We start from the raw sequence: 21,589 nt of genomic DNA, 5'->3' as shown, positions 1-21,589 counted from the left end.
CACAGCGATGATGAACGCCGACTGGACCCATGCCCTGGCGCGCGCCCGCGCCCATGCTCCCTTCCTGGAGCGCGGCCTGGCGCGGATGCCTGAGCTGGCAGCCCTGCTCGCCGCGGGGGATGGCGAGGCGGCACTGGCATGGGCGAAAAAGTCAGGCAGTGATGCACCTTCGGTGGGCTCGGCCCTGCGACGCGAAAAGCTGGCGCTCGCCGTGGCACTGGCCGTGGGCGATCTTGCAGGAGCCTTCCTGCTGCCGCGGGTCACGGGCGAGCTTTCCGCCTTTGCCGATCGCGCGCTGGATGCCGCGATTGGCGAGGCGATCCGCCGCCGTGTGCCCGATGCCGAGCCAGCCGGGTTCATCGCCCTGGCGCTTGGCAAGCATGGCGCGCAAGAGCTGAACTACAGCTCAGACATCGATCCCATCCTGCTTTATGATCCGGACCTGCTCCCGCGGCGCGAGCGCGACGAACCGGGCGAAGCAGCACAGCGCGTGGCGCGCAGCCTGATGGAGCTGATGAGCCACGTCGATGAGGAGGGCTATGTCTTCCGCGTCGACTTGCGCCTGCGCCCGGCCAGCGAGGTCAGCCCACTGGCAATTCCGATTGATGCGGCGCTGACGCATTATGAAAGCTCGGCCCTCGCCTGGGAGCGCGCCGCCTTCATCCGCGCGCGGGCCTGCGCCGGCGACATTGCTGCGGGCGAGAACTTTCTGGCGGCGATCCGGCCGTTCGTCTGGCGCAAGAGCCTGGACTTTGGGGCGATTGCCGAGGTCGGGCGGCTGACCGGCCGGATCCGCGCCAACCACCACGGGCCGACCGCGCCCGCCCCAGGCTTCGATCTGAAGAAGGGCCGCGGCGGAATCCGCGAGGTCGAGTTCTTCGCCCAGATCCATCAGCTGATCCATGGCGGACGCAATCCCTCATTGCGGCTGCGCGGCACCAGGGCCAGCCTCGATGCCTTGGCCGAGGCCGGACTTGTTGAGCGCGGCGACGCTGTACTGCTGGGCGAAAGCTATGACCGGCTGCGGGTGATCGAGCATCGGCTGCAAATGGTGGCCGACCAGCAGACCCACAGCCTGCCGCTTGACCAGGCCGCGCTCGACAATGTTGCACAGCTCGACGGGCTGGCCGATGGCGCGGCGCTGATCGCCGAACTGACCGAGATCACCGAAGCGGTCGGCCAGCGCTATGACCGGTTGGTGGCTGAACACGCCGGCGAACAGACGAGCGTCGCCGTCTCGGCGCCGCGCAGCGGCGCGGCGCTTGCAGCCGAGATCGAGCGGCTCGGCTTCCCTGAGCCAGAGGCGCTCGCCACGCGGATCGAGGGCTGGCGCAGCGGCAAGCTGCGGGTGCTCCGCAGCGAGGCGGCGCGGGCCGCCTTCGATGCAGTCCAGCCGCGCCTGCTCGCCGCCTTTGCTGCCGCGCCCGAGCCGCTCCACGCGCTGCTGCGGTGGGAGCAATTGCTGACGGGCCTGCCCAGCGCGGTGAACCTATTCCGCCTGCTCGAGGCGCGGCCAGGCCTGGCCGATCTGGTCGCCCGCGTGCTGTGCATGGCCCCGCCCCTGGCCGATGCCCTGGCGCGGCGGGCCGACCTGCTCGATCCGCTGATCGATGCCAGCGCTTTCGACCTGCCCGGTTCAGTCGAAGACCTGGCTGAGATCATGGCATGCGGGGAAGTGGGCGATGATTATGAAGCCTTGCTTGGCCGGGTCCGCCGCAAGGTCGGCGAAATCCGCTTCGCGCTGGGGGTCCAACTGATCGAAGGCACCCGCGATCCGATCGAGATCGGCCAGGCGCTGAGCCGGGTCGCCCAGGCGGCGATCCACGTCCTGACCCGCGCTGCCACCGCCGAATTCGAGCGGGTCCACGGCAAGGTTCCGGGCGGCGAGTTGCTGATTGTCGGCTATGGCCGGCTCGGCGGCGGGGTGCTGACCCACGCCTCGGACCTGGATGTCGTGTTTCTGTTCACCGGCGACCATGCAGCCGAAAGCAACGGCGGCCGACAGCTGGGGGCGACGCTCTATTTCAACCGGCTGGCGCAGCGCGTGATCGCGGCACTGTCGGTCCCGACTGCCGAGGGCGCGCTTTATGAGGTCGATACCCGGCTGCGGCCGTCCGGCGCGCAGGGGCCGATCTCGGTTAGTCTCGACGCCTTCGAGCGCTACCAGCGCGAATCGGCCTGGACCTGGGAGCATATGGCGTTGGCGCGGGCGCGGGTGCTTTACGGCTCCGACTGCGCGCGCACGCAGCTAAACGGGATTATCCGCGGGGTGCTCGTGCTGGACCGCGATCCGGTCAAGCTGCGCGCCGAGGTGCTGGAAATGCGCGCCACCATGGCCCAGCATAAGCCAGCCAAGGGGCCGCTCGATGTAAAGCTCGCGCGCGGCGGGCTGGTCGATGCGGAGTTCATCGTCCACTATCTGCAATTGCGCGATCACGTGGCGCTGAAGCCGTCGATACCGGTGGCCTTGGCCGGACTGGTCGCGGCGGGCAAACTCGATTCTGGTATTCTCGATGCACACCGCACTCTGGCTCGCTTCCTCATCGCCTCGCGCCTGCTTGCACCCGACGGGACCGAGCCGGACTACGGCGCAAGGACCGTACTTGCCAGCGCCTGCGAATGCGACGATTGGCGCTGCCTGACGGAAAAACTGACCGAATCGCGCCGTACCCTGGCCGCCGCCTGGGCCGCGACGTTCGGTGAAACGCTGGAGATCGATCAATGAGCATTGCCCCCGGTGACAGCCTCCCCGACATTGCCCTGACCCGGCCCGACGGCACCGCCGTGCGCCCCGCCGACTATGCTGGGCAAAAGCTGGTGCTGTTCTTCTATCCCAAGGACGATACCCCCGGCTGCACGACCGAGAACCTCGATTTCTCGGCGCTCTCAGCCGACTTCACCAAAGCCGGCACGGCACTGTTGGGGATCAGCAAGGATCCGCCGAAGAAGCATGAGAAGTTCATCGCCAAGCATGGCCTGACCGCGCCGCTGGCAAGTGATCCCGAGGAGGGCGGTCTGTCCGACGCGCTCGGATTCTGGACCGAAAAGTCGATGTATGGCCGCTCCTACATGGGCATGGTCCGCTCGACCGTGCTGGTTGGCGCCGATGGCAAGGTCGCGCAGGTCTGGAGCCCGGTGAAGGTCAAGGGCCACGCCGCCGAAGTGCTGGAAGCGGCCAAGAGCCTCTAGAGGCCACCGTGAGAACGGTTGCGGCGGCGATCCGCACCGCCCTGTTGACTGGCGAACCCTCGGCCAAGGCCTTTGCCGCCCGCGCCACCGCGCGTGATTGGGCGGCGGGCAAGCTGGACTTCGTATTCGACTGCACCATGCCGGATCGCCCGGCGCGACCGGCCCAACCCGAACTGCTCCCGCCCAGCCAGATGCCCAAGCGCAACAAGGCCGGGTCTGAACGTGGGCGGATTGCGCTGTGGCATGCACTGGCCCACATCGAATTCGTCGCGATTGATCTGGCGCTCGATATGGCCGGACGCTTCGGGGCGGAGATGGGACCGGAATTCGTCTCCGACTTCCTTTCGGTGGCGGCCGACGAGGCTATGCATTTCGCGCTGCTCGCGCGGCGGCTGCGCAGCCTCGGTTCGCATTACGGCGCGCTGCCAGCGCATGACGGGCTTTGGGACGCGGCGCACGAAACGCGCCACGATGTCGCCGCGCGGCTGGCGGTCGTGCCGATGGTGCTGGAGGCGCGCGGGCTGGATGTGACGCCGGCCACCCTGGCCCGGGTCCGCCAACTTGGCGACGAAACCGGGGCACGGATCCTCGAACGAATCTTTGACGATGAAATCGCCCACGTTCGATTCGGCGCAAAGCACTTTGCCGCGGTCTGCTCGGCGCGAGGGGATTCGGCGGAAATCCTATGGAAATCCTTGGTCGCGACTCATTTTCGGGGGTCCGTTAAGCCGCCGTTCAACGACTCAGCGCGTCTCGCTGCCGGTTTATCGCGGTCTTTCTACGCGGGGGTTGCGGCATCGCAGTGACCCCGCTTTAACCACTTCAACGAGACGGCGGGGGGTCCGACCATCTCAAAAAACGGGTTGCAGGCCTCTGTGGCAGGCAAAGCATACAGGGGTCCGAGCGGACTGATCGGTAACGATTGGCCCGCTTAACTTTAAGGTTTTTAAGTGGTCGCATTTTCGCTTCTTACCAAGGCACGCAACCTGATCGGCACCATCGCCGCGCTTGCCAGCCTTGGGCTTGCCTCCCCTGCCCTGGCCAACTCCAGCGCAACCGCAGCCGATATTGCTGCGCCGCTCCGTGAAGCCCAGGCCGCGAAGGCCGGTACGCGTGGTGGTGACGAAGAATTCCGCCGCCTCTTTGCATCGTGGAACGGCACAAGTGTCGCTTCGGTTCCATCGCGCCCCCGCACTGTTTCGATTCCTTCGCGGATGCCGCTTGAAGGTGCCGCGCTGACCAGCGGTTTCGGCATGCGCACCCACCCGGTGCTCGGCGGCCGTCGCGGTCACAAGGGGATCGACCTGTCGAGCCCGATCGGCACGCCGATCTATGCGACTGCCGATGCTGTCGTGACCCGTGCTGACTGGTTCTCGAGCTACGGCCTGTTCATCTCGCTCGATCACGGCGCCCAGCTCGAAACCCGCTATGGCCACCTGTCGCGCCTGAACGTTGCCGAAGGCCAGGTCGTCAAGAAGGGTGACCTGATCGGCTACGTGGGGTCGACCGGTCGCTCGACCGGCCCGCACCTGCATTATGAAGTCCGCATCGCCGGCACCGCCGTCAACCCGGTCCCCTATATGCAGGGCGATGCCTGGACCGGCACTCTCGCTGCCAAGGACGGCGATGGCGAAACGGCCAAGGGCGGCAGCAAGTAAGCAGCCGCCGAAAGGTCAAGGGAAGCAGGGCGACGGGTAACCGCCGCCCTTTTTCTTTGCCCAAAGGCGCCGTAGCGTCCTTTTGCGCTTGCCGGGTTTAATCGACCGGTTAAAAGTCGCTCCCGGATGGTAACCGCCACCACTGGAGAGTGATTCCCGATGCACCCGTCGATCCATGCCAAGACCAATCCCGACCGCCCCGCGATCATCATGGCCGGCAGCGGCGAGACGGTCACCTTTGCCGAACTTGACCGCCGGTCCAACCAGGTAGCCCAGCTGCTGCGCAGCCGCGGCATCAAGATCGGCGATACTGTCGCCATCTGCATGGAAAACCACCCCTGGTTCTTCTGTCTGACCTGGGGCTTCCAGCGCTCGGGCGTGCACTATGTCGGCATTTCCAGCCGCCTGACCCCGCCCGAAATCGCCTATATCCTGGAAGACAGCGGCGCGAAGATCTTGTTCGGCTCAGCCTATCTGGCCCCGACGCTGGATGAAGTGGCCAAGCTGGCGCCGGTCGAACAGCTGCGTTTCGACACGCCCGGGCCGATGTCGGCCGAAGATGCCCTCGCCGCCATGCCTGACACCCCGATCGCCGACGAGCGCGCCGGGGTCGACATGCTCTATTCCTCGGGCACGACCGGCCGCCCCAAGGGCGTGAAGATCCCGCTGCCCGAAGACCCAGCGATCGATCAGGCCAATTCGCTGGTCGGGCTGGTGCTGATGGCCTTCGGGATCAAGCCCGACGCGGTCTACCTGACCCCCGCTCCGCTCTATCACGCCGCCCCGCTGCGCTGGTCGATGACCGTGCAGAAGATCGGCGGCACCGTGGTGGTGATGGAAAAGTTCGATCCCGAAGCGGCGCTGGCCGCGATCGAGAAGTACAAGATCACTGACAGCCAGTTTGTGCCGACGCATTTCGTCCGCATGCTCAAGCTGCCCGAGGATGTCCGCAAGAAGTACGATACCTCGACCATGAAGTGCGCGATCCACGCCGCCGCGCCGTGCCCGGTGCCGGTCAAGCAGGCGATGATCGAGTGGTGGGGCCCGGTGATCTATGAATATTACGCCGGAACCGAGGGCAACGGCTTCACTTTCGTCACCAGCCAGGAATGGCTGACCAAGCCCGGCACAGTTGGCAAGGCGCTGACCGGGATCATCCGCGTTTGCGACGAGAATGGCGACGAGGTGCCGCGCGGGACCGAAGGCCAGATCTTTTTCGAGCCGACCGAAGGCATGGTCCCGTTCGAGTATCACAACGATCCCGCCAAGACCGCCGATGCCCGCAACAAGCACGGCTGGTCGAGCCTGGGCGATGTCGGTTACCAGGACGAGGACGGCTACCTGTTCCTGACCGACCGCAAGAGCTTCATGATCATTTCTGGCGGGGTCAATATCTACCCGCAGGAGATCGAGAACCTGCTGGTCACCCACCCCAAGGTGGCCGACGCCGCCGTGATCGGCGCGCCCGATCCGGAAATGGGCGAAAAGGTCGTAGCGGTAATCCAGCCGCTCGACATGGCCCAGGCCGGCGAGGCGCTGGCCGACGAGATCCGCGAATACCTTTCCGGCCAGCTCAGCCGGGTAAAGATGCCGCGCCAGATCGATTTCCGTGAACAGTTGCCGCGCGAACTGACCGGCAAGCTCTACAAGCGACTGCTGCGTGATGAGTACAAGGCGGCCTACGAAGCCGCCCAGGCGGGGGCCTGACATGGCCGGGCCGGTCGCCAGCCCCGCCGACGCCATCGCCGTCATCGATCCCAATTCCTATGCGGATTGGGACACGGCGCTCGACGTGTTCGACCGACTGCGCAGCGAGACGCCGGTGGTGCGGATTGAAAGCCCTGACGGCGATTTCGATCCGTTCTGGCTGCTGACCCGCTATGATGACGCGATGCGGGTGTCGAAAGACAATGCCCGCTTCCTCAATGCCCCGCGCGCCACGGTCTTCACCAACAAGACCGGGGAGGCCTTTGCCCGCCAGATCACGGCCGCCCAGGGCGAGGAGAGCCCCAACCTGGTTCAGTCGCTGGTCCAGCTCGATGCGCCCAAGCACACCAAGCTGCGGCGGCTGACGCAGGACTGGTTCATGCCCAAGAACCTGCGCACGATCGAGGCGCAGGTCCGCGAACTCGCCGCCAAGACCGTCGACCGGCTCATCGCCGCCGGGCCGGAATGCGATTTCGTGCCGCTGGTTGCCGCGCCTTATCCGCTCCATGTCGTCATGCAGATCCTGGGCGTGCCCGAGGAGGACGAGCCGCGGATGCTGTTCCTGACCCAGCAGATGTTCGGCGGGCAGGACGAGGATCTCAACAAAAGCGGGCTCGCCAATCTGACGCCCGAACAGATCCTGCAAATTGTCAGCGGCGCGGTGAAGGATTTCGAAGCCTATTTCGAAGGCCTGGCCGCCCAGCGCCGCGCCAATCCAACCAGCGACGTCGCGACGATCCTGGCCAATGCCATGATCGATGGCGAGCCGATCTCGGCCCGTGACCGGGCCGGCTATTACATCATCGTCGCCGCCGCCGGCCACGATACGACCAGCGCCTCTACCGCCGGGGCCATGCTCGCGCTGGCCCGCGATCCAGAGCAGTTCGCCAAGGCCAAGGCCGACCGCAGCCTGGTGCCGGGCATTGTCGAGGAAGCGATCCGCTGGACCAGCCCGGTCCAGCACTTCATGCGCACCGCAACCGAGGACACCCAGTTTGGCGATGTCACGGTCAAGGCCGGTGACTGGCTGATGATCAACTATGTCGCCGCCAATCACGACCCGGCGCAGTTCCCCGATCCGCGCCGGTTCGACGCCACCCGCGACCAGACCCGCCACCTCGCCTTTGGCGCCGGGGCGCATCAATGCCTGGGGCTCCACCTTGCGCGACTGGAAATGCGGCTGCTGTTCGAAGCGCTGCTTGACCGGATCGATACGGTCGAACTTGCCGGAGAACCGCGCCGCGCCAAGAGCACATTTGTTGGCGGGCTTAAGACCCTGCCGCTGCGCTTTACGGCTTCCTGAGCAAAGAAAGCCCCTGCCGCCCGGAAGGGTGGCGGCAGGGGCAGGTTGCAGGCGCGGTCAGGGGGTCAGAGTGGCGCCTGCAACGCGGGAGGCTTTGCTTATTCGCTCGGCTGGACAGTGCCGCCACGCTTGGCGCCACCGAATGCCTTCTTTTCAGAGCCAGCTTCCGACGGCGCTGCCCGGGCAGCGGCAGGCTGGGTTGCGGCCGCCTTGTCGGCCAGCGCTTCCTGGCGCAGCGCACCTTCGCCCATCGCCGAGACCAGGGCCGAGCCGCTGGCGCTGAAGTTGCCCGACGGAACCGTGGCGAGGCCATCCTTGGTCTGGACCACCACCGCCTGGACGTGACCAGCCTGATCGGTCACCAGCTGGCGCACCCGACCGATCCGGTCCCCATCAGCATCAAGCACTGGCATCTTGGGGGTCACGGCAAAGTTGCCCGAGCCGCTGGCGGCGGCGCTGCCAGCAGCAACGAGTTGCCCCGGAGCCGACATCAGCCCGCCCATCGCTGCGCCCGAACCCTGGCCCGAGCCGCTGTCCGAACCCGCCCCGTTCGCCATGCCGCTGGCGGTCCCGTTGGCCTGCCCTGCGGCCGCGCCGGTCATGCTGCGGGTCTTTTCAACCGTGCCGCGCACCTGTCCGGTCGCCTGACCGGCAAGCCCGCGCACCGCGTCGGTGCCAATCAGATCGGCTGAGGCCGAACCCTGGCCCGAACCGTTGGCCGAGCCGCTGGCCGTTCCGCCAACTGGCGCCAGCGGGCTTTCCAGCAGCGAGGCGCCGTTGGCGTTGGCATTGGCTGAAGCGCTACGGTTGGCTTCGACCTTGCCGGCCTTGCGATCGACCCGGTGGCTGCCGCTGGTTGAGGCAGTAGCATCGGCGGCACCGCGCGTGGTCGAACGGACCGTCTCGGTGGTGGTGCGGACCGTTGAACTGAGCGTGCCGCCGATGCTACCGCCCAGGCCGCCACCCAAGCCGCCGCCCAGGATCTGGCCGTGAGCCGAAGTTGCGGTAAGCGCCAATGCGGCCGCGGAGATAAGAAGCTTGTGCATGGTATCTTTCCTTTCCTGGCAATGCCGGATGGTGTGAAAAACCATCTGCATGATCAGGAAACGGATCGCCCCGCCGGTTTAATTCAGGCTACGCGAAATTTTCTCAGCGAGCCGGGCGGCAGGTGCCACACAGCAGGCCACGGCCAAAGAGCTTGTCCGGCCCGCGCGGACCAAGATCGCGTGCTTCGCCGTCGAGCCTGAGCTGCCAGCTACCGCCAGCATCAAGCGCAGCGGCAACGCGCGCGGCCACCAGCGGAGCGGCAAACGAAGTGCCGCGCACCTTCACCCGCCCCCCTGCTGCATTGGCAGCATACAGGTCTGCGCCGGGTGCCGCGTAATCAAGATGCAGCGCACGGCCGGCTTCGATCAGCGGGCGGTCACGGCGGTCTACCCCTGTCACGGCAAGCACACCGGGATAGGATGCGGGATAGGCTGGCGGCGCGGCGGGACCATCGTTGCCCACTGCAGCCACCACAACCACGCCGCGCTTCTGGGCTGCTGCAACGGCGCGAGCGAGCACCGGGTTGCTTGGGCCAACCAGGCTGATCGTGACCACCTTCGTGCCGCCCTGGGCCAGCCAGCCGAGCGCCTGAGCAATCGCCAGGGCATTGCCGCCCGCCGGATCGGCCCCATAGACATCGGCCACCCGGACTGAGCGCACACCGGCTCCGGCCAACAGCGAGACGACAGCACTGCCGTGATTGCTTGCGCGCGGGGCGCCTTTGGCAAAACCGCGCTGGCCGGCGGCGCCGGATCCCGCGCCACCGTCGATCACGCCAACGGGGGTTGAGATGGCGGCAGCGCTGGCCGGCCGCCCCGCATTGGCCGATCCGCTCGCTCCGCGCCCGGCCTCGAGATGCAGGTTGTCTGCGCTGACAGTCGCACCGGGAAGCAGTTCTTCCAGCCGCGCCTGCGCCTTCGCCAGCGATTGACCGGCGGGGACAGCCAGCCGCACAACGGTCAGGTCCAGCCCTTCAATCTGCTCGCGCGTGATCACCGTGAAGCCTGCGGCCCGCGCCCGGTCAAGCGCGGCTTCATCAGCGTCCATCACCAACAGTTCGCCGCGCCGGGCGAGCTCGCCAAAGCGGTCACGCTCGATCGTGTCGCGATTTGCCCGCAGCAGGCGATCAAGCGTCCGCGCGCGCAGTTCCAGCAACTCGGCAGCGCGAGCACGGACGGTTTCGTCGAGCCTAGCCAGCAGGCCATCGACCGGTGCGGTGACATCGCCCAGGCGCGGCACGGGCAGCGCAGGCACGGCCAGTTGTGCCAGGCCCGGCCCGGCAAGGCCGCCAATCAGGGCGATCATCAACAGCAGTCTGCGGTGCATGGGTGCGTCTTTCAGCAGGAATTTGCATTAATCATGGATGAAACGGATAGTCCCGCTCGTTTCATCCACGAAAGGCACTGAAGCTGTCCGACGCGTTCGAGCATGACCTTCTGGCCCTAGTCCCCCGGTTGCGACGCTTCGCCGCCGGGCTGGGCGGTAATGCCGCCGACGGGGACGACCTGTGCCAGACAACGATCGAACGCGCGCTGGCCAATCGCGACAAGTGGCAGGCAGGCACGCGGCTCGACAGCTGGATGTACCGGATCATGCGCAACCTGTGGATCGATGAAGCCCGTTCCCGCCAACGCCACGGCCAGACCTTTGCCGAGGAAGAGGCGGGCCTGGGTGTAGGTGCCGATGGCGGACAGGAAGCCCTGGTCGAACTCGGCAATGTGGATCGCGCCATGGCCAAGCTGCCCGCCGAACAGCGCGAGGCCGTGCTGCTGGTGATGGTCGAAGGCTATGGCTACCGCGAGGCGGCTGAGATCGTCGGCTGCCCGGTCGGTACACTCAATTCCCGCCTGGTGCGTGGCCGCGACGCCTTGTTGGCCGAGCTTGGAGGACTGCAATGACCGTCTCCCCGGAAGAACTGGCAGCCTTTGCCGATGGCCAGCTCGAGCCGGCCCGCGCCGCTGAAGTGGCGGCGGCGGTGGAGGCCGATCCAGCGCTGGCGCGGCAGGTCGAGGCGCACCGGGCGCTGAAGGGTCTGCTGACCGCGCATTACGATCCGATCGCGGCCGCGCCAGTTCCAGACCGGTTTGCCGCCCTGCTGGGCGGTGTGCGAGCTGACGAACATGCAGCGGCCGAAGTGGTCGACCTCGCGGCGGCGCGCGCTGCCCGCACTTCGCGGCGCATTCCGCGCTGGGGCTGGGTCGTCGGCCCCGCGCTGGCCGCATCGCTGGCATTGCTGCTGATCAACACGCCAACGCCGGGCACGGGCGGCAACTATGCCGATGCGCAGCTTGCCGCGGCGCTCGACACCCGCCTTACGGCCGACCCGGCAAGGCCCGGCCAGCCGCAAGTGCTGCTCAGCTTTGCGCGCAAGGATGGCCAGCTCTGCCGCACCTATGCTGCTCCGGCCGGGTCGGGAATTGCTTGCCGCGATAGCGCAGGCTGGCGGATCGAGCGAAAAGGGCCCGGGATCGATCCCGCCGCCAGCGACTATCGCCAGGCCGGCAGCCCGCTTGAGGATCTTATGGCAGCCGCGCAGGACATGGCCAGCGAAGGCGCGCTTGATCCCCAGCAGGAAGCGGCCGCCCGTCAGCGCGGCTGGCGCTGACACGCCTTTACCGCACAGCAAGAAGGGGACCGGATCGCTCCGGCCCCCTTCCCTGCGTGACGATCTGTAGTCGGCCTATTCGCCGACGTAGACGCGGCCTTCGCGGTAACCCTCTTTGGCCATGGTCTTGGCGTAGTGCTTGCGTTCCTTGGCCAGCTCGGTGCCGTATTCTTCCCAGGCGTCGCGGCGGTCCTCGATATCGTCGGCGCCGCGCAGGTCGGTGGACAGCTCCTTCTGCGCCTCGGTCACGTTGATGCGATAATCATACCAGGGGCTGTTATAGATCCCGGCAATCGGCGCCTGATAAATCCGGCGCTCTTCCTCGCGGGCATAAGCCTCTTCGTAAAGCATCGGCAGCGCGGCCTGGGCGGTCGTCGCCGCGGCCACCAGGGCCAGCACGGCGGTGCGGAACATCGGCTTGGTCATCGTTCGTTTCCTCTGTTTTCAGACAGGCGAAGTGCGTTCTGTCAGCAGGGAAACGAATGGCCTGCGGAATTCCATCCACCCGGCAGCGGATTTTTTCAGGCCGCGAGCGGCAGGGCCACGTCCTCTGGTTCCGGCAAGCCGGCGGTATGGTTACCCCAGTCGGCGGGGATGCCGGGGATGCTGGCAAGCCAGCTGATCCAGTCGAAGCGGGTGTCTGTCTGGTCCATGAGCAGGAAGGTCTCATGGCCGTGTTGCAGCTTCGTGACGGGCGCTGCGCCCTAGCGCGAGATGCGGGCGAACAGGGCGTCGAGGCTGCCGGCCATCCAGCCCGCATCGATCCCGGCATAGGGGATCGACAGCGTATCGCCCGGCGCAACCTTGAAAGCGCTGCGCTCGATCGCCTGGATCGCCAGCTTGGCCTGGCCATCGCCCAGTTGCAGCGTCAAGGCGGCGACACGGTTGCCGTGAACCTTGAGCACGAAGCGCTTGACCGCGCTGGTCGCGCCTTCCTCGGTCAGTTCGAACTCGTCGCGGTCTTCCAGTACGCCATGCGCCAGGGCGACCAGCCCGGCCAGCACCGGGGCTTCGGTCCGTTCCCAGACCAACCGGTCGTGGAGGGTCTTGTCGACGGCTAGGGAGAGGCGGTCGCATTGCTGCGCGAAACGGGCCTGGGGCACGGCATTCCTTTGGTCAGGCGAAGGAAGAAGGGCCGGTCGCCGGGCGGCCCTGTCCTGTTAGGACCAAGGTGTGAAAGATTTGCGCAGGCCCGGGATCAATCGACCGTGCGCCATTCGCCCGGCGCCAGCCCGTCCAGTGACCAGTCGCCGATCGCCCAGCGCACCAGCCGCAGCGTGGGGAGCCCGACCGCCGCGGTCATCCGCCGGACCTGGCGGTTGCGGCCTTCGCTGATCGTCAGGCGCAGCCACGCGTCCGGCACGGTCTTGCGGAAGCGCACCGGCGGATCGCGCGGCCAGAGCTGCGGCGCCTCGATCGCCTCGGCCTCAGCCGGACTAGTCATGCCATCGTTGAGCCGCACGCCTTTGCGCAGCGCCGCCAGCGCCTCCGCGCCAATCGTGCCTTCCACTTGCACCAGGTAGGTCTTGGGCAGCTTGAACCGGGGATCGGCAATCCGCGCCTGCAGCCGGCCATCGTCGGTCAGCAGCAGCAGGCCCTCGCTGTCCCGGTCAAGCCGCCCGGCCGGATAGACGCCCGGCACGTCGATATAGTCCGACAGCGTCGCCCGCGGCGAACCCGCTGTCCCGGCATCGGTGAACTGCGAAAGCACGTTCATGGGCTTGTTGAAGGCGATCAGCGTCATCGCCGACCGGCTTAGATCGCCATTGGTCGAAGCGGAAGGGCGATTGGCAGGAGCGAGGATGGCAGCTAGCCTCAATACCGGCTTCACTGGAACGGAGCGACGCTCCATGTAACGCCCGTCGCACATGAGGGACAGAACCGACATGACCAAGTTTTCCGCCGGCCTTGCGGCCGCCACGATCGCCCTGTTTGCTGCGACGGGTCTCTCTGCCCAGACCGCCGCGCCCCTGCCGCCGCTTTCGCCCACGGCCAATGCTGACGCGCGGCTGACCGATTTCCTCGACGCCGAATTCGCCGCCTATGTGAAAACGCAGCCGCAGCTCGCCACCCGCCTGGGGATCAAGGACGGCGGCGACAAGTGGAACGACATCAGCGACCAGGCCGCCGATGCCCAGGTTGCCTGGCGCAAGGCCAGCGTCGCGCGGATGAAGGCGCGGTTCAACCGGGCCGAGCTCTCCCCCGAAGGCCAGGTGAACTATGACATCTGGGCGCTGGAGGCGGATCGCGCCGCGCTCGCCAACCAGAACCGCATCTATCGCCCGCCGTTCTATTCGCGGCTCTATTCGGCGCACAGCCAGCTACCGGACTTCCTGATCAACACCCACACGGTCGGCGATGTCGTCGACCTCAAGAACTACATCGCCCGGCTGAACGGCATGCCGGCGGTGCTCGACCTGGCCCTGGCCCGCACCAAGGCGAGCGAAAAGGCCGGGATCCGCCCGCCCAAGTTCCAGATCGAAACGATCATCTCCAGCAGCGAACAATTGACCAGTGGCGCACCCTATGGCCCCGGCCCGGACGCGGCGCTGTGGGCCGACGTAAAGGCCAAGACTGCCGCGCTGGTTGCCAATGGCAAGCTGACCCAGGCCGAAGCTGATCAGCACCTGGCCGCAGCCAAAGACGCAATCGTTGCGCTGAAGCCCGCCTATGGCCGGATCATCGCCTGGGCCAAGGCCAGCCTGCCGACCGCCCCCAGCGGCAAGGTCGGCGCGCTGACCCTGCCGGGCGGCCTGGCCTATTACGCCAACGAGCTGAAGCTGGTCACCACCACCGACCTGACGGCGGATCAGATCCACCAGATCGGCCTGAAGGAAGTGGCCCGGATCGAGGCCGAGCAGGATGCCCTGGCCCGCCAAGCCGGGTTCAAGGACCGCGAGGCCTTCTACCAGGAGCGCAAGCGGCTCTACCCGCCGCAGCCCTTCACCGATGAGACCCGCGCCGAATACCTCAAGACCGCAAACGAGTTCGTCGCCAAGACCCGCACGCTCCTGCCCGGCTATTTCGGCATGCTCCCGGCCTACGGGATCGAGGTGGTGCGCGAACCGGCCTTTTCCGAAGTGCCGGGCGGCGCGGCCCATGCCAGCCAGCCCAGCCCCGATGGCAAGCGCCCGGCGCGGACCTACGTCCACCTGGTCGGCACGCGCCCCGATCCGGCGGCGCTCTATACCCTGATGTGTCACGAGGCGGTGCCCGGCCATAATACCCAGGGCGATATCCAGGTGCGCCAGCAGGGCGGGCCGAAGTTCCGCTCGGTCACCGGCTATGTCGCCTTCGGTGAAGGCTGGGGCCTCTATGCCGAGGCGGTCTGCAAGGAAATGGGCGCCTTCCCGGATATTGCCGCGGACTTCTTCCGGCTCGACGCCGAACTGTTCCGCGCCGCGCGGCTGGTGGTCGATACCGGGCTCCATGCGAAGGGCTGGACCGAGGAGCAGGCGGTTACCTACATGAACACCACGGGCCGCCAGCCGATTGAGCGCTCGCGCTCGGAAGTGCGCCGCTACCTGACCCTGCCGGGGCAGGCGACTGGCTACAAGATCGGCATGCTCAAGATCATGGAACTGCGCCAGCGCGCCGAAACGAAGCTGGGCGCCAAGTTCGATGTGAAGGCCTTCCACGACCTGCTGATTGCCTCCGGCTCGCAGCCGCTCTCGATCCTCGAACGCCGGGTCGACGAGTGGATCGCGGCGCGGGCAAGCTAAGGAACAGGGCCCGCTGCGTGACCCAGGCAGAAGCCACCACCGCTAACCAGTTCGACTATATCGACGGGCAGCTCCGGCCGTCGCACGCGGCGCTGTTCGAAGCCTTTGCCGAGGCGAATGCGGCGGCGGTGCGGGCGGGAGAGCCGGCGCTCGACCTGCCTTATGGCCCGCATCCGCGCCAGACGCTGGACCTGTTCCGCGCTGCGGGGACGTGCCGCGGGGTGGTGGCCTATCTTCACGCCGGCTACTGGCAATCGCGCGATAAAAGCGGCTTCCGCTTCCTGGCCCCGCCGCTTGCGGCAGACGGTTTTGATGTGGCGGTGATCAACTATCCGCTCAGCCCCGAACTGGCGGTGATGGATATCGTTGCGGCGGCCGCGGCTGCGCTGCCGGCATTGGCGGCTTTGACTGACCATGCTCCGCTGATCCTGGTCGGCCACTCCGCCGGCGCACAGATTGCCGTGGAGCTTGCCATGTCTCCGCCTGCTGGAATCGGTCCGATTGCCGGGATCCTCTCGATCAGCGGAGTGTTCGATCTGGCGCCGCTGCTCGACACCACGGTTAACGCCAAGCTCGGGCTAGAGGCCGCGGCCGCCCGCGCGGCATCGCCGATCCACCGCGTCGCCCCCGGCGCGCCGCGCACCCTGTTTGCCGTCGGCGCGCTGGAAACCCAGGCCTTCCGCGACCAGACAGCGCAGATGGCCAAAGCCTGGGCAGCGGCCGGCAACGCGGCCGATCAGCTGACCGTGCCGGACGCCGATCACTTCTCGATTCTAACCGAGCTGTACCGGGAGCATGGGGCGCTGAGGGCCGCGCTTGGGGCGCTGGCACCGGCCTTGGCTATGCCTTGATACGCCGGCGGCAGCGGGTGACTTCGCGGCAGGTGCGGAAGTCAGGCCCAAGCAGCGATTAGCTGCAAAGGTATCGCACGATCCGGCTATCGCCCGATCCGCGGCTTATGCTGTCCTGGAAGGCCGTTCGGCCAAAAGTGGCGCAGTGATCGCGCGCCAGGGTGACGGTGTCATCGAGTTGCTCACCCTTGATCCGGTAGGTCACGCCGCCGGCGTCGGCCTGCGATACCACCGGCTTGGATTGAAAGGTTGCGCAACCGGCCAGCACGGTCACCGCTGCAAGCGCGGCTAGATTGACGAATTTCATGAACTCTTCCTCGACATTGGGTGAGCGCGGCTTGGGCTCTGCAAGGTCCGCGAAGCGCCGGGGACGATCTGCAAACTGATCCCGCAAACGATTGTTCCGGCTTCGCACGGCCATGCAACAAAGCCGCCGTTCGTGGGTTTGCCATTCCCAGGGAGAAACCAACTACCATGTCCGCGGTGTCACCAATCCTCGTCGTTGAAGACGATGCGCTGATCCGCATGGCTTTGGTGGCAACGCTGAAGGGCGGCGGCTACACCGTGGCCGAGTGCAACAGCGGCGCTGCGGCAATGATCCTGATCGACGAGTCAGCGGAGCTTCAGGGCCTGATCTCGGATATCAACCTGGGTGACGGTCCGGATGGCTGGGCCGTTGCGCACCATGCCCGGCAGAGATATCCCGCGCTCGCCGTGCTCTATGTCAGTGGCGAAAGCGTAGCCAGCTGGACCGCCGAAGGCGTTCCCAACAGTCTGATCCTGCAAAAGCCCTATGCCGAAGCGCAATTGATGACCGCGATTGCCAGCTTGCTGATCGAAGCCGCCCCCCAGCAGGCGCAGGATGGTCCACCCACCGATTGAATGGGGGGGTTCGATCCAAAGGTGCTATATCAATAGCGTTCTTCGAGTCACGGATGACGCGACAGACAACCGGGTATGGCTTTCGCAGTGCGAGCCTCCGGTCTCCGAAGGCTTCGGCCATGGAATTATTTACGCATTTTGATCCTGAAAACTCCAGCAGCCTTGGCATGGCGCTGGTTTTATCGTCAGCTACTCCGCTGCTGCTGCTTGATGAGCAACTCGTGATCAGAGCCGCAAGCGAGACCTTTTGCCGGACCTTCGATCTGCCAGTCGATGCCGTTGTCGGAACTTCGCTGTTCGCGTTGGGCAACGGCGAATGGGACAAGCCGCAGCTCCGCACCCTGCTTGAGGCAACCGCCCGCGGCCAGGCCGCAATCGAAGCCTACGAGTTTGAACTGAAGCGCAAGGGCAAGCCCGATCGCATCCTGGTGCTGGCCGCCCATGCCCTGGATCACCTTGAAAACGATGCCTTGCGGCTCGTCCTTGCGATCCTGGACCACACCGCCTTGCGCACTGCCCAGAATGCTGCGCGGGACCAGGCCCTGAGGAACGATGTCCTGGCCGGTGAAAAGCAGATCCTGCTGCAAGAGCTGAACCACCGCGTCGCCAACAGCTTGCAGATTATTGCCAGCATCCTGATGCAACGCGTCGAAGGGGTGCAATCGGAAGAGGCCCGCGCCCACCTGCGCGAAGCCCACCACCGGGTGATGTCGATCGCCACGCTGCAACGTCTGCTCGCCTCGACCGCAACCGGCGATGTCGCGCTGAAACCTTACCTTTCCGATCTGTGCGCCAGCATCGGGGCTTCAATGATTGCCGATCCGGAGCGTCTTTCATTGGACGTCGTTGCGGACGGCAGCGTGATGAGCCCTGATCAGTCGGTCAGCGTGGGCCTGATCGTCACCGAGCTCGTGATCAATTCGCTCAAGCACGCCTTCTCCGATGCAGAACAGAAGCGGTGCCATATCAAGGTGGACTTTGCCGCCAGTCCGTCAGGCTGGGCGCTTACCGTCGGCGATAATGGCTGCGGCTTGCCGGGCAGCCATGCCGAGGCAAAGGTCGGCCTCGGCACCGGCATCGTCAACGCGCTTGCCGGGCAACTCGATGCGATCGTGGCAGTGACCGACAACGGCCCCGGCACCATGGTCACGGTTTCGCACCTTGGTGCTTTTACCGGTTCAGCGCCTGCCGAAAGCCAATAGGTTTTCGAAGGGTGGCAAGCAGATCCACCCTACCCCGGCAGCCCACCTGTCTGCCTTAACGCCTCCCCCAAAGCTAAGGCGGCCGAAGTTGCCAGATTGAGCGAGCGAACCTCGGCCCGCATCGGCAGGCGCACCCGCGCATCGGCGGCGGCGAGGACTTCGGCGGTGACACCGGCGCTTTCCTTGCCGAACAGCAGCACGTCATCGGCCCGGTAGGGGAAGGCGTAAGCGTTCTGGTCGGTCTTGGTGGTGAAGAGGACCAGGCGGCTCTGCCCCAGCGTGGCCAGGAACGCGGCGAAGCTGGCGTGGCGGGTGACCGCGACGTGATCGATATAGTCCATCGCCGCGCGGCGCACGCGGCGGTCATCCCAGGCGAAGCCCAGCGGCTCGATCAAGTCAACGCTGGCACCCAGGCAGGCGCACAGCCGCATCACCGCGCCGACGTTGCCGGCAATTTCAGGTTCGAACAGGGCAATCCGCATCGCGGCTGACTGGCAAGGCTGAAGCCGGAGCGCAAGGGCGCGCAAAAGCGTTTTCCTACACGCGCCAATGCCGTCACACTCCGGTCGGCTCTTTCTAATCGTCGGTTCTTGTCCATGCCGGCGCGGCGGAGGTGCGGCGGCTTTTGTGCGCTGCTGCCTATACCGCAGTGCGGACGTGTTTTATCAACTAACTCGGGAAAATCGTTTGAAATCAGTGGGGCGAAAATTCAGCCCAGCAGCCGTTTCGCCATGGCGCGCACTTCTTCGCCCAGGTCCTGGCGCTCCAGCGCCAGCGCCAGCGTCGCCTCGAGGAAGCCGATCTTGCTGCCGCAGTCGAACCGGCGGCCGGCGAAAGTCACAGCATGGAACGGCTGCTGGCCGATCATCCGGGCCATGGCATCGGTCAGCTGGATTTCACCGCCGGCCCCGGCCTCTTGCCCCTCGAGCACGCGCATCACTTCGGGCTGGAGGATATAGCGGCCCGAGATGATCAGGTTGCTGGGCGCATCCTCACGCTTCGGCTTTTCGACTAGGCCGGTCACCTCGGTCACCTGGTCGCTGATCTTCGCCCCCGGCGCGATCACGCCGTAGGACGAGACGTCCTCTTCCGGCACTTCGAGCACCGAGATCAGGTTGCCGCCGTGCTCGTTATAGGCCGCGACCATCTGTTTCATGCAGCCTGCCCCGCCCGGGTTGGCGATCATCAGTTCGTCCGGCAGGAATATCGCGAAGGGTTCATCGCCGACAATCGCGCGGGCGCACCAGATCGCGTGGCCCAGGCCCTGCGGCACCTGCTGGCGCACGGTGACAAGGTTGCCTGGCTGGATCCGGGTCGGCTCCAGCACTTCGAGCGACTTGTGGCGATCGGCCATGGTCGTTTCCAGCTCGAACGCCATGTCGAAATGTTCGACGATCGCGGTCTTGCCGCGGCCGGTCACAAAGATCAGCTGCTCGATCCCCGCTTCGCGCGCCTCGTCGACCGCGTACTGGATCAGCGGGCGGTCGATGATCGGCAGCATTTCCTTCGGGATCGCCTTGGTCGCCGGCAGAAACCGGGTGCCGAGGCCGGCCACAGGAAAGACAGCTTTCTTGATCGGCTTGCGAAGCGAAGCATTGCTCATGGCGGCGCGTTTACCATCCTGTTGTTGCAGCGGGGTTAAGGCCGGCAGCCCGGGCTTGGCAACCGGATTGTGCCCCCGTTTGTGCCCTAGGTGTGCATAGCATTGCACAGCGCTTGCCGGTTCCCGCAATCCCGCTAAATCAGGCGGCCATGGACAAGATCATCATCCAGGGCGGCAAGCGCCTGTCAGGCACCATCCCGATCTCGGGCGCCAAGAACTCTGCGCTGACGCTGCTGCCCTGCGCGCTGCTGACGGACGAGCCGCTGACGCTGCGCAATCTGCCACGCCTGGCGGATATTGACGGGTTCCAGCACCTGCTAAACCAGTTCGGCATTTCGACCACCATCGCCGGCAGCCGGCCCGAGGATTTCGGCCGGGTGATGACGCTGGAAGCGCCGCGGATCACCTCCTCGATCGCGCCCTATGAGCTGGTCCGCAAGATGCGCGCCTCGATCCTGGTGCTCGGCCCGATGCTGGCGAGGATGGGCGAGGCGACCGTATCGCTCCCCGGCGGCTGCGCGATCGGCAACCGCCCGATCGACCTCCACCTCAAGGCGCTTGAAGCGATGGGCGCGACGATCGAGCTGGCGGCGGGCTACGTCCGGGCCATCGCCCCTGATGGCGGCCTGCCCGGCGGGCGCTATGCGTTCCCGGTGGTCTCGGTCGGCGCGACCGAGAATGCGGTGATGGCCGCCGTGCTCTGCACCGGCAAGACCGTGCTGCACAACGCCGCGCGCGAGCCGGAAATTGTCGACCTGTGCAAGCTGCTGGTGGCGATGGGCGCGCAGATCGAAGGGATCGGCACCAGCGACCTCACCATCCACGGCGTGCCCCGGCTCCACGGCGCGACCTACCGCGTGATGAGCGACCGGATCGAGGCCGGCTCCTATGCCTGCGCCGCAGCGATCACCGGGGGCGAGGTGTTCCTGAAGCACGCCGTCGCTGACGAAATGGATGCAACGCTCCAGGCACTGCGCGACGCCGGGGTTGGCGTTGAGCCGCATAGCGATGGCATCAAGGTGTGGTGCGACGGCCCGATGAAGGCCGTGACGCTTTCAACCGCCCCTTATCCGGGCTTTGCCACCGACATGCAGGCCCAGCTGATGGCCATGCTGTGCCTGGCCGAAGGCAGCTCGGTCCTGACCGAGACGATTTTCGAGAATCGCTACATGCACGTGCCCGAACTCAACCGCATGGGCGCGCATATCGAGACCAAGGGCCGCACCGCCGTGGTCCACGGGGTCAAGAAGCTGACCGGGGCCGAAGTCATGGCCACCGATCTGCGGGCCTCGATGAGCCTGGTGATCGCCGGTCTGGCTGCAGAGGGCGAAACGCAGGTCCACCGGCTCTACCATCTCGACCGGGGTTACGAGCGGCTGGAAGAGAAGTTGGCGCTAGTCGGCGCGGCAATCGAACGGGTCGGCGGAGACTGAGCCGATCGCCGGAACCAGGCGGCACCTGATCCCTTAGGCTGGGGCATACTTTTGCGCAAAGGAGCCCAAGCAATGCTGCTCAAACTCGCCTTCGCCGGTGCCGTTGGCTACGGTCTGTACCGCTACGCCACCCGCCAGGCCGAAACCGCAACAACCCCGGTTGCTTTTGCCGCAGGCGAGGCCACGGATGGCTTCGCCCCGGTCCGCAATGCGGGTCCCGAGGCCATGGCCAGCGATCCCAAGAAGTGGGACGAGGTCGATCAGGCCAGCGACGAAAGCTTTCCGGCCAGCGACCCGCCAGCCGCCGGCAAGTTTACCTAAGACCTCTTGACCGTGCCCCGCTGCCGTAGCATTTCCTGCGGCATCGGGGCCACGCAACCTCCCGGT

Annotated in this window: 23 protein-coding genes; 14 read left to right on the top strand and 9 right to left on the bottom strand. The window is 66.2% G+C overall.

Annotated features, from left to right (window positions below; all coding sequences use genetic code 11):
- Positions 1–10 precede the first annotated feature (10 nt).
- From FRF71_RS08315 to FRF71_RS08290, 6 genes are all read left to right on the top strand, one after another.
- Positions 11–2,725 (top strand): bifunctional [glutamine synthetase] adenylyltransferase/[glutamine synthetase]-adenylyl-L-tyrosine phosphorylase, encoded by a 2,715-nt coding sequence (locus FRF71_RS08315; RefSeq protein WP_147090171.1) that lies wholly within the window; start codon positions 11–13, stop codon positions 2,723–2,725.
- Positions 2,722–3,189: a peroxiredoxin gene (locus FRF71_RS08310; RefSeq protein ID WP_147090169.1), complete on the top strand. Its 468-nt coding sequence runs from the start codon at positions 2,722–2,724 to the stop codon at positions 3,187–3,189. The genes FRF71_RS08315 and FRF71_RS08310 overlap by 4 nt, the downstream gene beginning before the upstream one ends.
- Positions 3,190–3,197: 8 nt before the next feature.
- Positions 3,198–3,995 (top strand): ferritin-like domain-containing protein, encoded by a 798-nt coding sequence (locus FRF71_RS08305; protein ID WP_147090168.1) that lies wholly within the window; start codon positions 3,198–3,200, stop codon positions 3,993–3,995.
- A 144-nt stretch (positions 3,996–4,139) separates the two neighbouring features.
- On the top strand, positions 4,140–4,847 hold the full coding sequence (locus tag FRF71_RS08300; RefSeq protein WP_420359376.1) for a M23 family metallopeptidase: 708 nt from the start codon (positions 4,140–4,142) through the stop codon (positions 4,845–4,847).
- Between the two features lie 159 nt (positions 4,848–5,006).
- Positions 5,007–6,554 (top strand): acyl-CoA synthetase, encoded by a 1,548-nt coding sequence (locus FRF71_RS08295; RefSeq protein ID WP_147090167.1) that lies wholly within the window; start codon positions 5,007–5,009, stop codon positions 6,552–6,554.
- Position 6,555: 1 nt separating this feature from the next.
- The gene (locus FRF71_RS08290) at positions 6,556–7,857 is read left to right on the top strand and encodes a cytochrome P450 (protein WP_147090165.1); all 1,302 of its coding nucleotides are present in this window, start codon (positions 6,556–6,558) and stop codon (positions 7,855–7,857) included.
- Positions 7,858–7,955: 98 nt separating this feature from the next.
- Here the strand turns inward: FRF71_RS08290 and FRF71_RS08285 are convergent, their stop codons facing one another.
- Complete coding sequence (locus tag FRF71_RS08285) at positions 7,956–8,903, bottom strand: hypothetical protein (RefSeq protein ID WP_147090164.1); 948 nt, start codon at positions 8,901–8,903, stop codon at positions 7,956–7,958.
- A gap of 103 nt (positions 8,904–9,006) precedes the next feature.
- Positions 9,007–10,230 carry a S8 family serine peptidase gene (locus FRF71_RS08280; protein ID WP_147090163.1) on the bottom strand — a complete coding sequence of 408 codons (1,224 nt, stop codon included), beginning with the start codon at positions 10,228–10,230 and terminating at the stop codon, positions 9,007–9,009.
- A gap of 128 nt (positions 10,231–10,358) precedes the next feature.
- On the opposite strand from FRF71_RS08280, the gene FRF71_RS08275 reads away from it, so the two are divergent.
- Both FRF71_RS08275 and FRF71_RS08270 read left to right on the top strand, forming a co-directional pair.
- A complete protein-coding gene (locus FRF71_RS08275; protein WP_337678481.1) occupies positions 10,359–10,802 on the top strand; it encodes an RNA polymerase sigma factor in 444 nt (147 codons plus the stop codon).
- Entirely contained in the window at positions 10,799–11,509 is a 711-nt protein-coding gene (locus FRF71_RS08270; RefSeq protein WP_147090161.1) for a hypothetical protein, read from the top strand. The genes FRF71_RS08275 and FRF71_RS08270 overlap by 4 nt, the downstream gene beginning before the upstream one ends.
- A 75-nt stretch (positions 11,510–11,584) precedes the next feature.
- Here the strand turns inward: FRF71_RS08270 and FRF71_RS08265 are convergent, their stop codons facing one another.
- The 4 genes from FRF71_RS08265 to FRF71_RS08255 form a co-directional block, all read right to left on the bottom strand.
- On the bottom strand, positions 11,585–11,935 hold the full coding sequence (locus tag FRF71_RS08265; RefSeq protein ID WP_238339149.1) for a hypothetical protein: 351 nt from the start codon (positions 11,933–11,935) through the stop codon (positions 11,585–11,587).
- A gap of 95 nt (positions 11,936–12,030) precedes the next feature.
- Positions 12,031–12,162, bottom strand: a complete 132-nt coding sequence (locus tag FRF71_RS15705; protein ID WP_272949931.1) for a hypothetical protein — start codon at positions 12,160–12,162, stop codon at positions 12,031–12,033.
- Between the two features lie 51 nt (positions 12,163–12,213).
- Entirely contained in the window at positions 12,214–12,612 is a 399-nt protein-coding gene (locus FRF71_RS08260) for a hypothetical protein (RefSeq protein WP_147090160.1), read from the bottom strand.
- A 95-nt stretch (positions 12,613–12,707) separates the two neighbouring features.
- On the bottom strand, positions 12,708–13,253 hold the full coding sequence (locus tag FRF71_RS08255) for a pseudouridine synthase (protein WP_147090159.1): 546 nt from the start codon (positions 13,251–13,253) through the stop codon (positions 12,708–12,710).
- 142 nt (positions 13,254–13,395) lie between these two features.
- On the opposite strand from FRF71_RS08255, the gene FRF71_RS08250 reads away from it, so the two are divergent.
- On the top strand, positions 13,396–15,231 hold the full coding sequence (locus FRF71_RS08250) for a DUF885 domain-containing protein (protein WP_147090158.1): 1,836 nt from the start codon (positions 13,396–13,398) through the stop codon (positions 15,229–15,231).
- Between the two features lie 17 nt (positions 15,232–15,248).
- Positions 15,249–16,082 (top strand): alpha/beta hydrolase, encoded by an 834-nt coding sequence (locus tag FRF71_RS08245; protein WP_161597915.1) that lies wholly within the window; start codon positions 15,249–15,251, stop codon positions 16,080–16,082.
- A gap of 58 nt (positions 16,083–16,140) precedes the next feature.
- Here FRF71_RS08245 and FRF71_RS08240 read toward each other — a convergent pair whose 3' ends face one another.
- Positions 16,141–16,389 (bottom strand): hypothetical protein, encoded by a 249-nt coding sequence (locus FRF71_RS08240; protein WP_147090156.1) that lies wholly within the window; start codon positions 16,387–16,389, stop codon positions 16,141–16,143.
- 176 nt (positions 16,390–16,565) lie between these two features.
- Between FRF71_RS08240 and FRF71_RS08235 the strand changes: the two genes are divergently transcribed.
- Together FRF71_RS08235 and FRF71_RS08230 are read left to right on the top strand one after the other, a co-directional pair.
- Entirely contained in the window at positions 16,566–16,964 is a 399-nt protein-coding gene (locus FRF71_RS08235; protein ID WP_161597914.1) for a response regulator, read from the top strand.
- A 119-nt stretch (positions 16,965–17,083) separates the two neighbouring features.
- Positions 17,084–18,166 (top strand): sensor histidine kinase, encoded by a 1,083-nt coding sequence (locus tag FRF71_RS08230; protein ID WP_147090154.1) that lies wholly within the window; start codon positions 17,084–17,086, stop codon positions 18,164–18,166.
- A gap of 29 nt (positions 18,167–18,195) precedes the next feature.
- On the opposite strand, the gene FRF71_RS08225 is transcribed toward FRF71_RS08230, so the two are convergent.
- Together FRF71_RS08225 and galU are read right to left on the bottom strand one after the other, a co-directional pair.
- Positions 18,196–18,648 carry a tRNA (cytidine(34)-2'-O)-methyltransferase gene (locus FRF71_RS08225; RefSeq protein WP_147090153.1) on the bottom strand — a complete coding sequence of 151 codons (453 nt, stop codon included), beginning with the start codon at positions 18,646–18,648 and terminating at the stop codon, positions 18,196–18,198.
- A 227-nt stretch (positions 18,649–18,875) separates the two neighbouring features.
- On the bottom strand, positions 18,876–19,769 hold the full coding sequence (galU, locus tag FRF71_RS08220) for a UTP--glucose-1-phosphate uridylyltransferase GalU (RefSeq protein ID WP_147090152.1): 894 nt from the start codon (positions 19,767–19,769) through the stop codon (positions 18,876–18,878).
- A 149-nt stretch (positions 19,770–19,918) separates the two neighbouring features.
- Between galU and murA the strand changes: the two genes are divergently transcribed.
- The gene (murA, locus tag FRF71_RS08215; protein ID WP_147090151.1) at positions 19,919–21,202 is read left to right on the top strand and encodes a UDP-N-acetylglucosamine 1-carboxyvinyltransferase; all 1,284 of its coding nucleotides are present in this window, start codon (positions 19,919–19,921) and stop codon (positions 21,200–21,202) included.
- 72 nt (positions 21,203–21,274) lie between these two features.
- Positions 21,275–21,523, top strand: coding sequence for a hypothetical protein (locus FRF71_RS08210; RefSeq protein ID WP_147090150.1), 249 nt, complete (start codon positions 21,275–21,277; stop codon positions 21,521–21,523).
- Positions 21,524–21,589: the final 66 nt, after the last annotated feature.

Origin of the sequence: Novosphingobium ginsenosidimutans, assembly GCF_007954425.1 — a bacterium.
Lineage (GTDB): Bacteria > Pseudomonadota > Alphaproteobacteria > Sphingomonadales > Sphingomonadaceae > Novosphingobium > Novosphingobium ginsenosidimutans.
The sequence above is the reverse complement of the archived record's forward strand: the minus strand, read 5'-3'. Positions and strand labels throughout refer to the sequence as shown.

Coding starts and splice junctions, on each gene's coding strand:
- FRF71_RS08315 (WP_147090171.1), top strand. CDS start 11: ATGAACGCCGACTGGACCCATGCCCTGGCGCGCGCCCGCGCCCATGCT.
- FRF71_RS08310 (WP_147090169.1), top strand. CDS start 2,722: ATGAGCATTGCCCCCGGTGACAGCCTCCCCGACATTGCCCTGACCCGG.
- FRF71_RS08295 (WP_147090167.1), top strand. CDS start 5,007: ATGCACCCGTCGATCCATGCCAAGACCAATCCCGACCGCCCCGCGATC.
- FRF71_RS08290 (WP_147090165.1), top strand. CDS start 6,556: ATGGCCGGGCCGGTCGCCAGCCCCGCCGACGCCATCGCCGTCATCGAT.
- FRF71_RS08285 (WP_147090164.1), bottom strand. CDS start 8,903: ATGCACAAGCTTCTTATCTCCGCGGCCGCATTGGCGCTTACCGCAACT.
- FRF71_RS08280 (WP_147090163.1), bottom strand. CDS start 10,230: ATGCACCGCAGACTGCTGTTGATGATCGCCCTGATTGGCGGCCTTGCC.
- FRF71_RS08270 (WP_147090161.1), top strand. CDS start 10,799: ATGACCGTCTCCCCGGAAGAACTGGCAGCCTTTGCCGATGGCCAGCTC.
- FRF71_RS08265 (WP_238339149.1), bottom strand. CDS start 11,935: ATGACCAAGCCGATGTTCCGCACCGCCGTGCTGGCCCTGGTGGCCGCG.
- FRF71_RS15705 (WP_272949931.1), bottom strand. CDS start 12,162: ATGGACCAGACAGACACCCGCTTCGACTGGATCAGCTGGCTTGCCAGC.
- FRF71_RS08255 (WP_147090159.1), bottom strand. CDS start 13,253: ATGACGCTGATCGCCTTCAACAAGCCCATGAACGTGCTTTCGCAGTTC.
- FRF71_RS08250 (WP_147090158.1), top strand. CDS start 13,396: ATGACCAAGTTTTCCGCCGGCCTTGCGGCCGCCACGATCGCCCTGTTT.
- FRF71_RS08240 (WP_147090156.1), bottom strand. CDS start 16,389: ATGAAATTCGTCAATCTAGCCGCGCTTGCAGCGGTGACCGTGCTGGCC.
- FRF71_RS08230 (WP_147090154.1), top strand. CDS start 17,084: ATGGAATTATTTACGCATTTTGATCCTGAAAACTCCAGCAGCCTTGGC.
- FRF71_RS08225 (WP_147090153.1), bottom strand. CDS start 18,648: ATGCGGATTGCCCTGTTCGAACCTGAAATTGCCGGCAACGTCGGCGCG.
- galU (WP_147090152.1), bottom strand. CDS start 19,769: ATGAGCAATGCTTCGCTTCGCAAGCCGATCAAGAAAGCTGTCTTTCCT.
- murA (WP_147090151.1), top strand. CDS start 19,919: ATGGACAAGATCATCATCCAGGGCGGCAAGCGCCTGTCAGGCACCATC.
- FRF71_RS08210 (WP_147090150.1), top strand. CDS start 21,275: ATGCTGCTCAAACTCGCCTTCGCCGGTGCCGTTGGCTACGGTCTGTAC.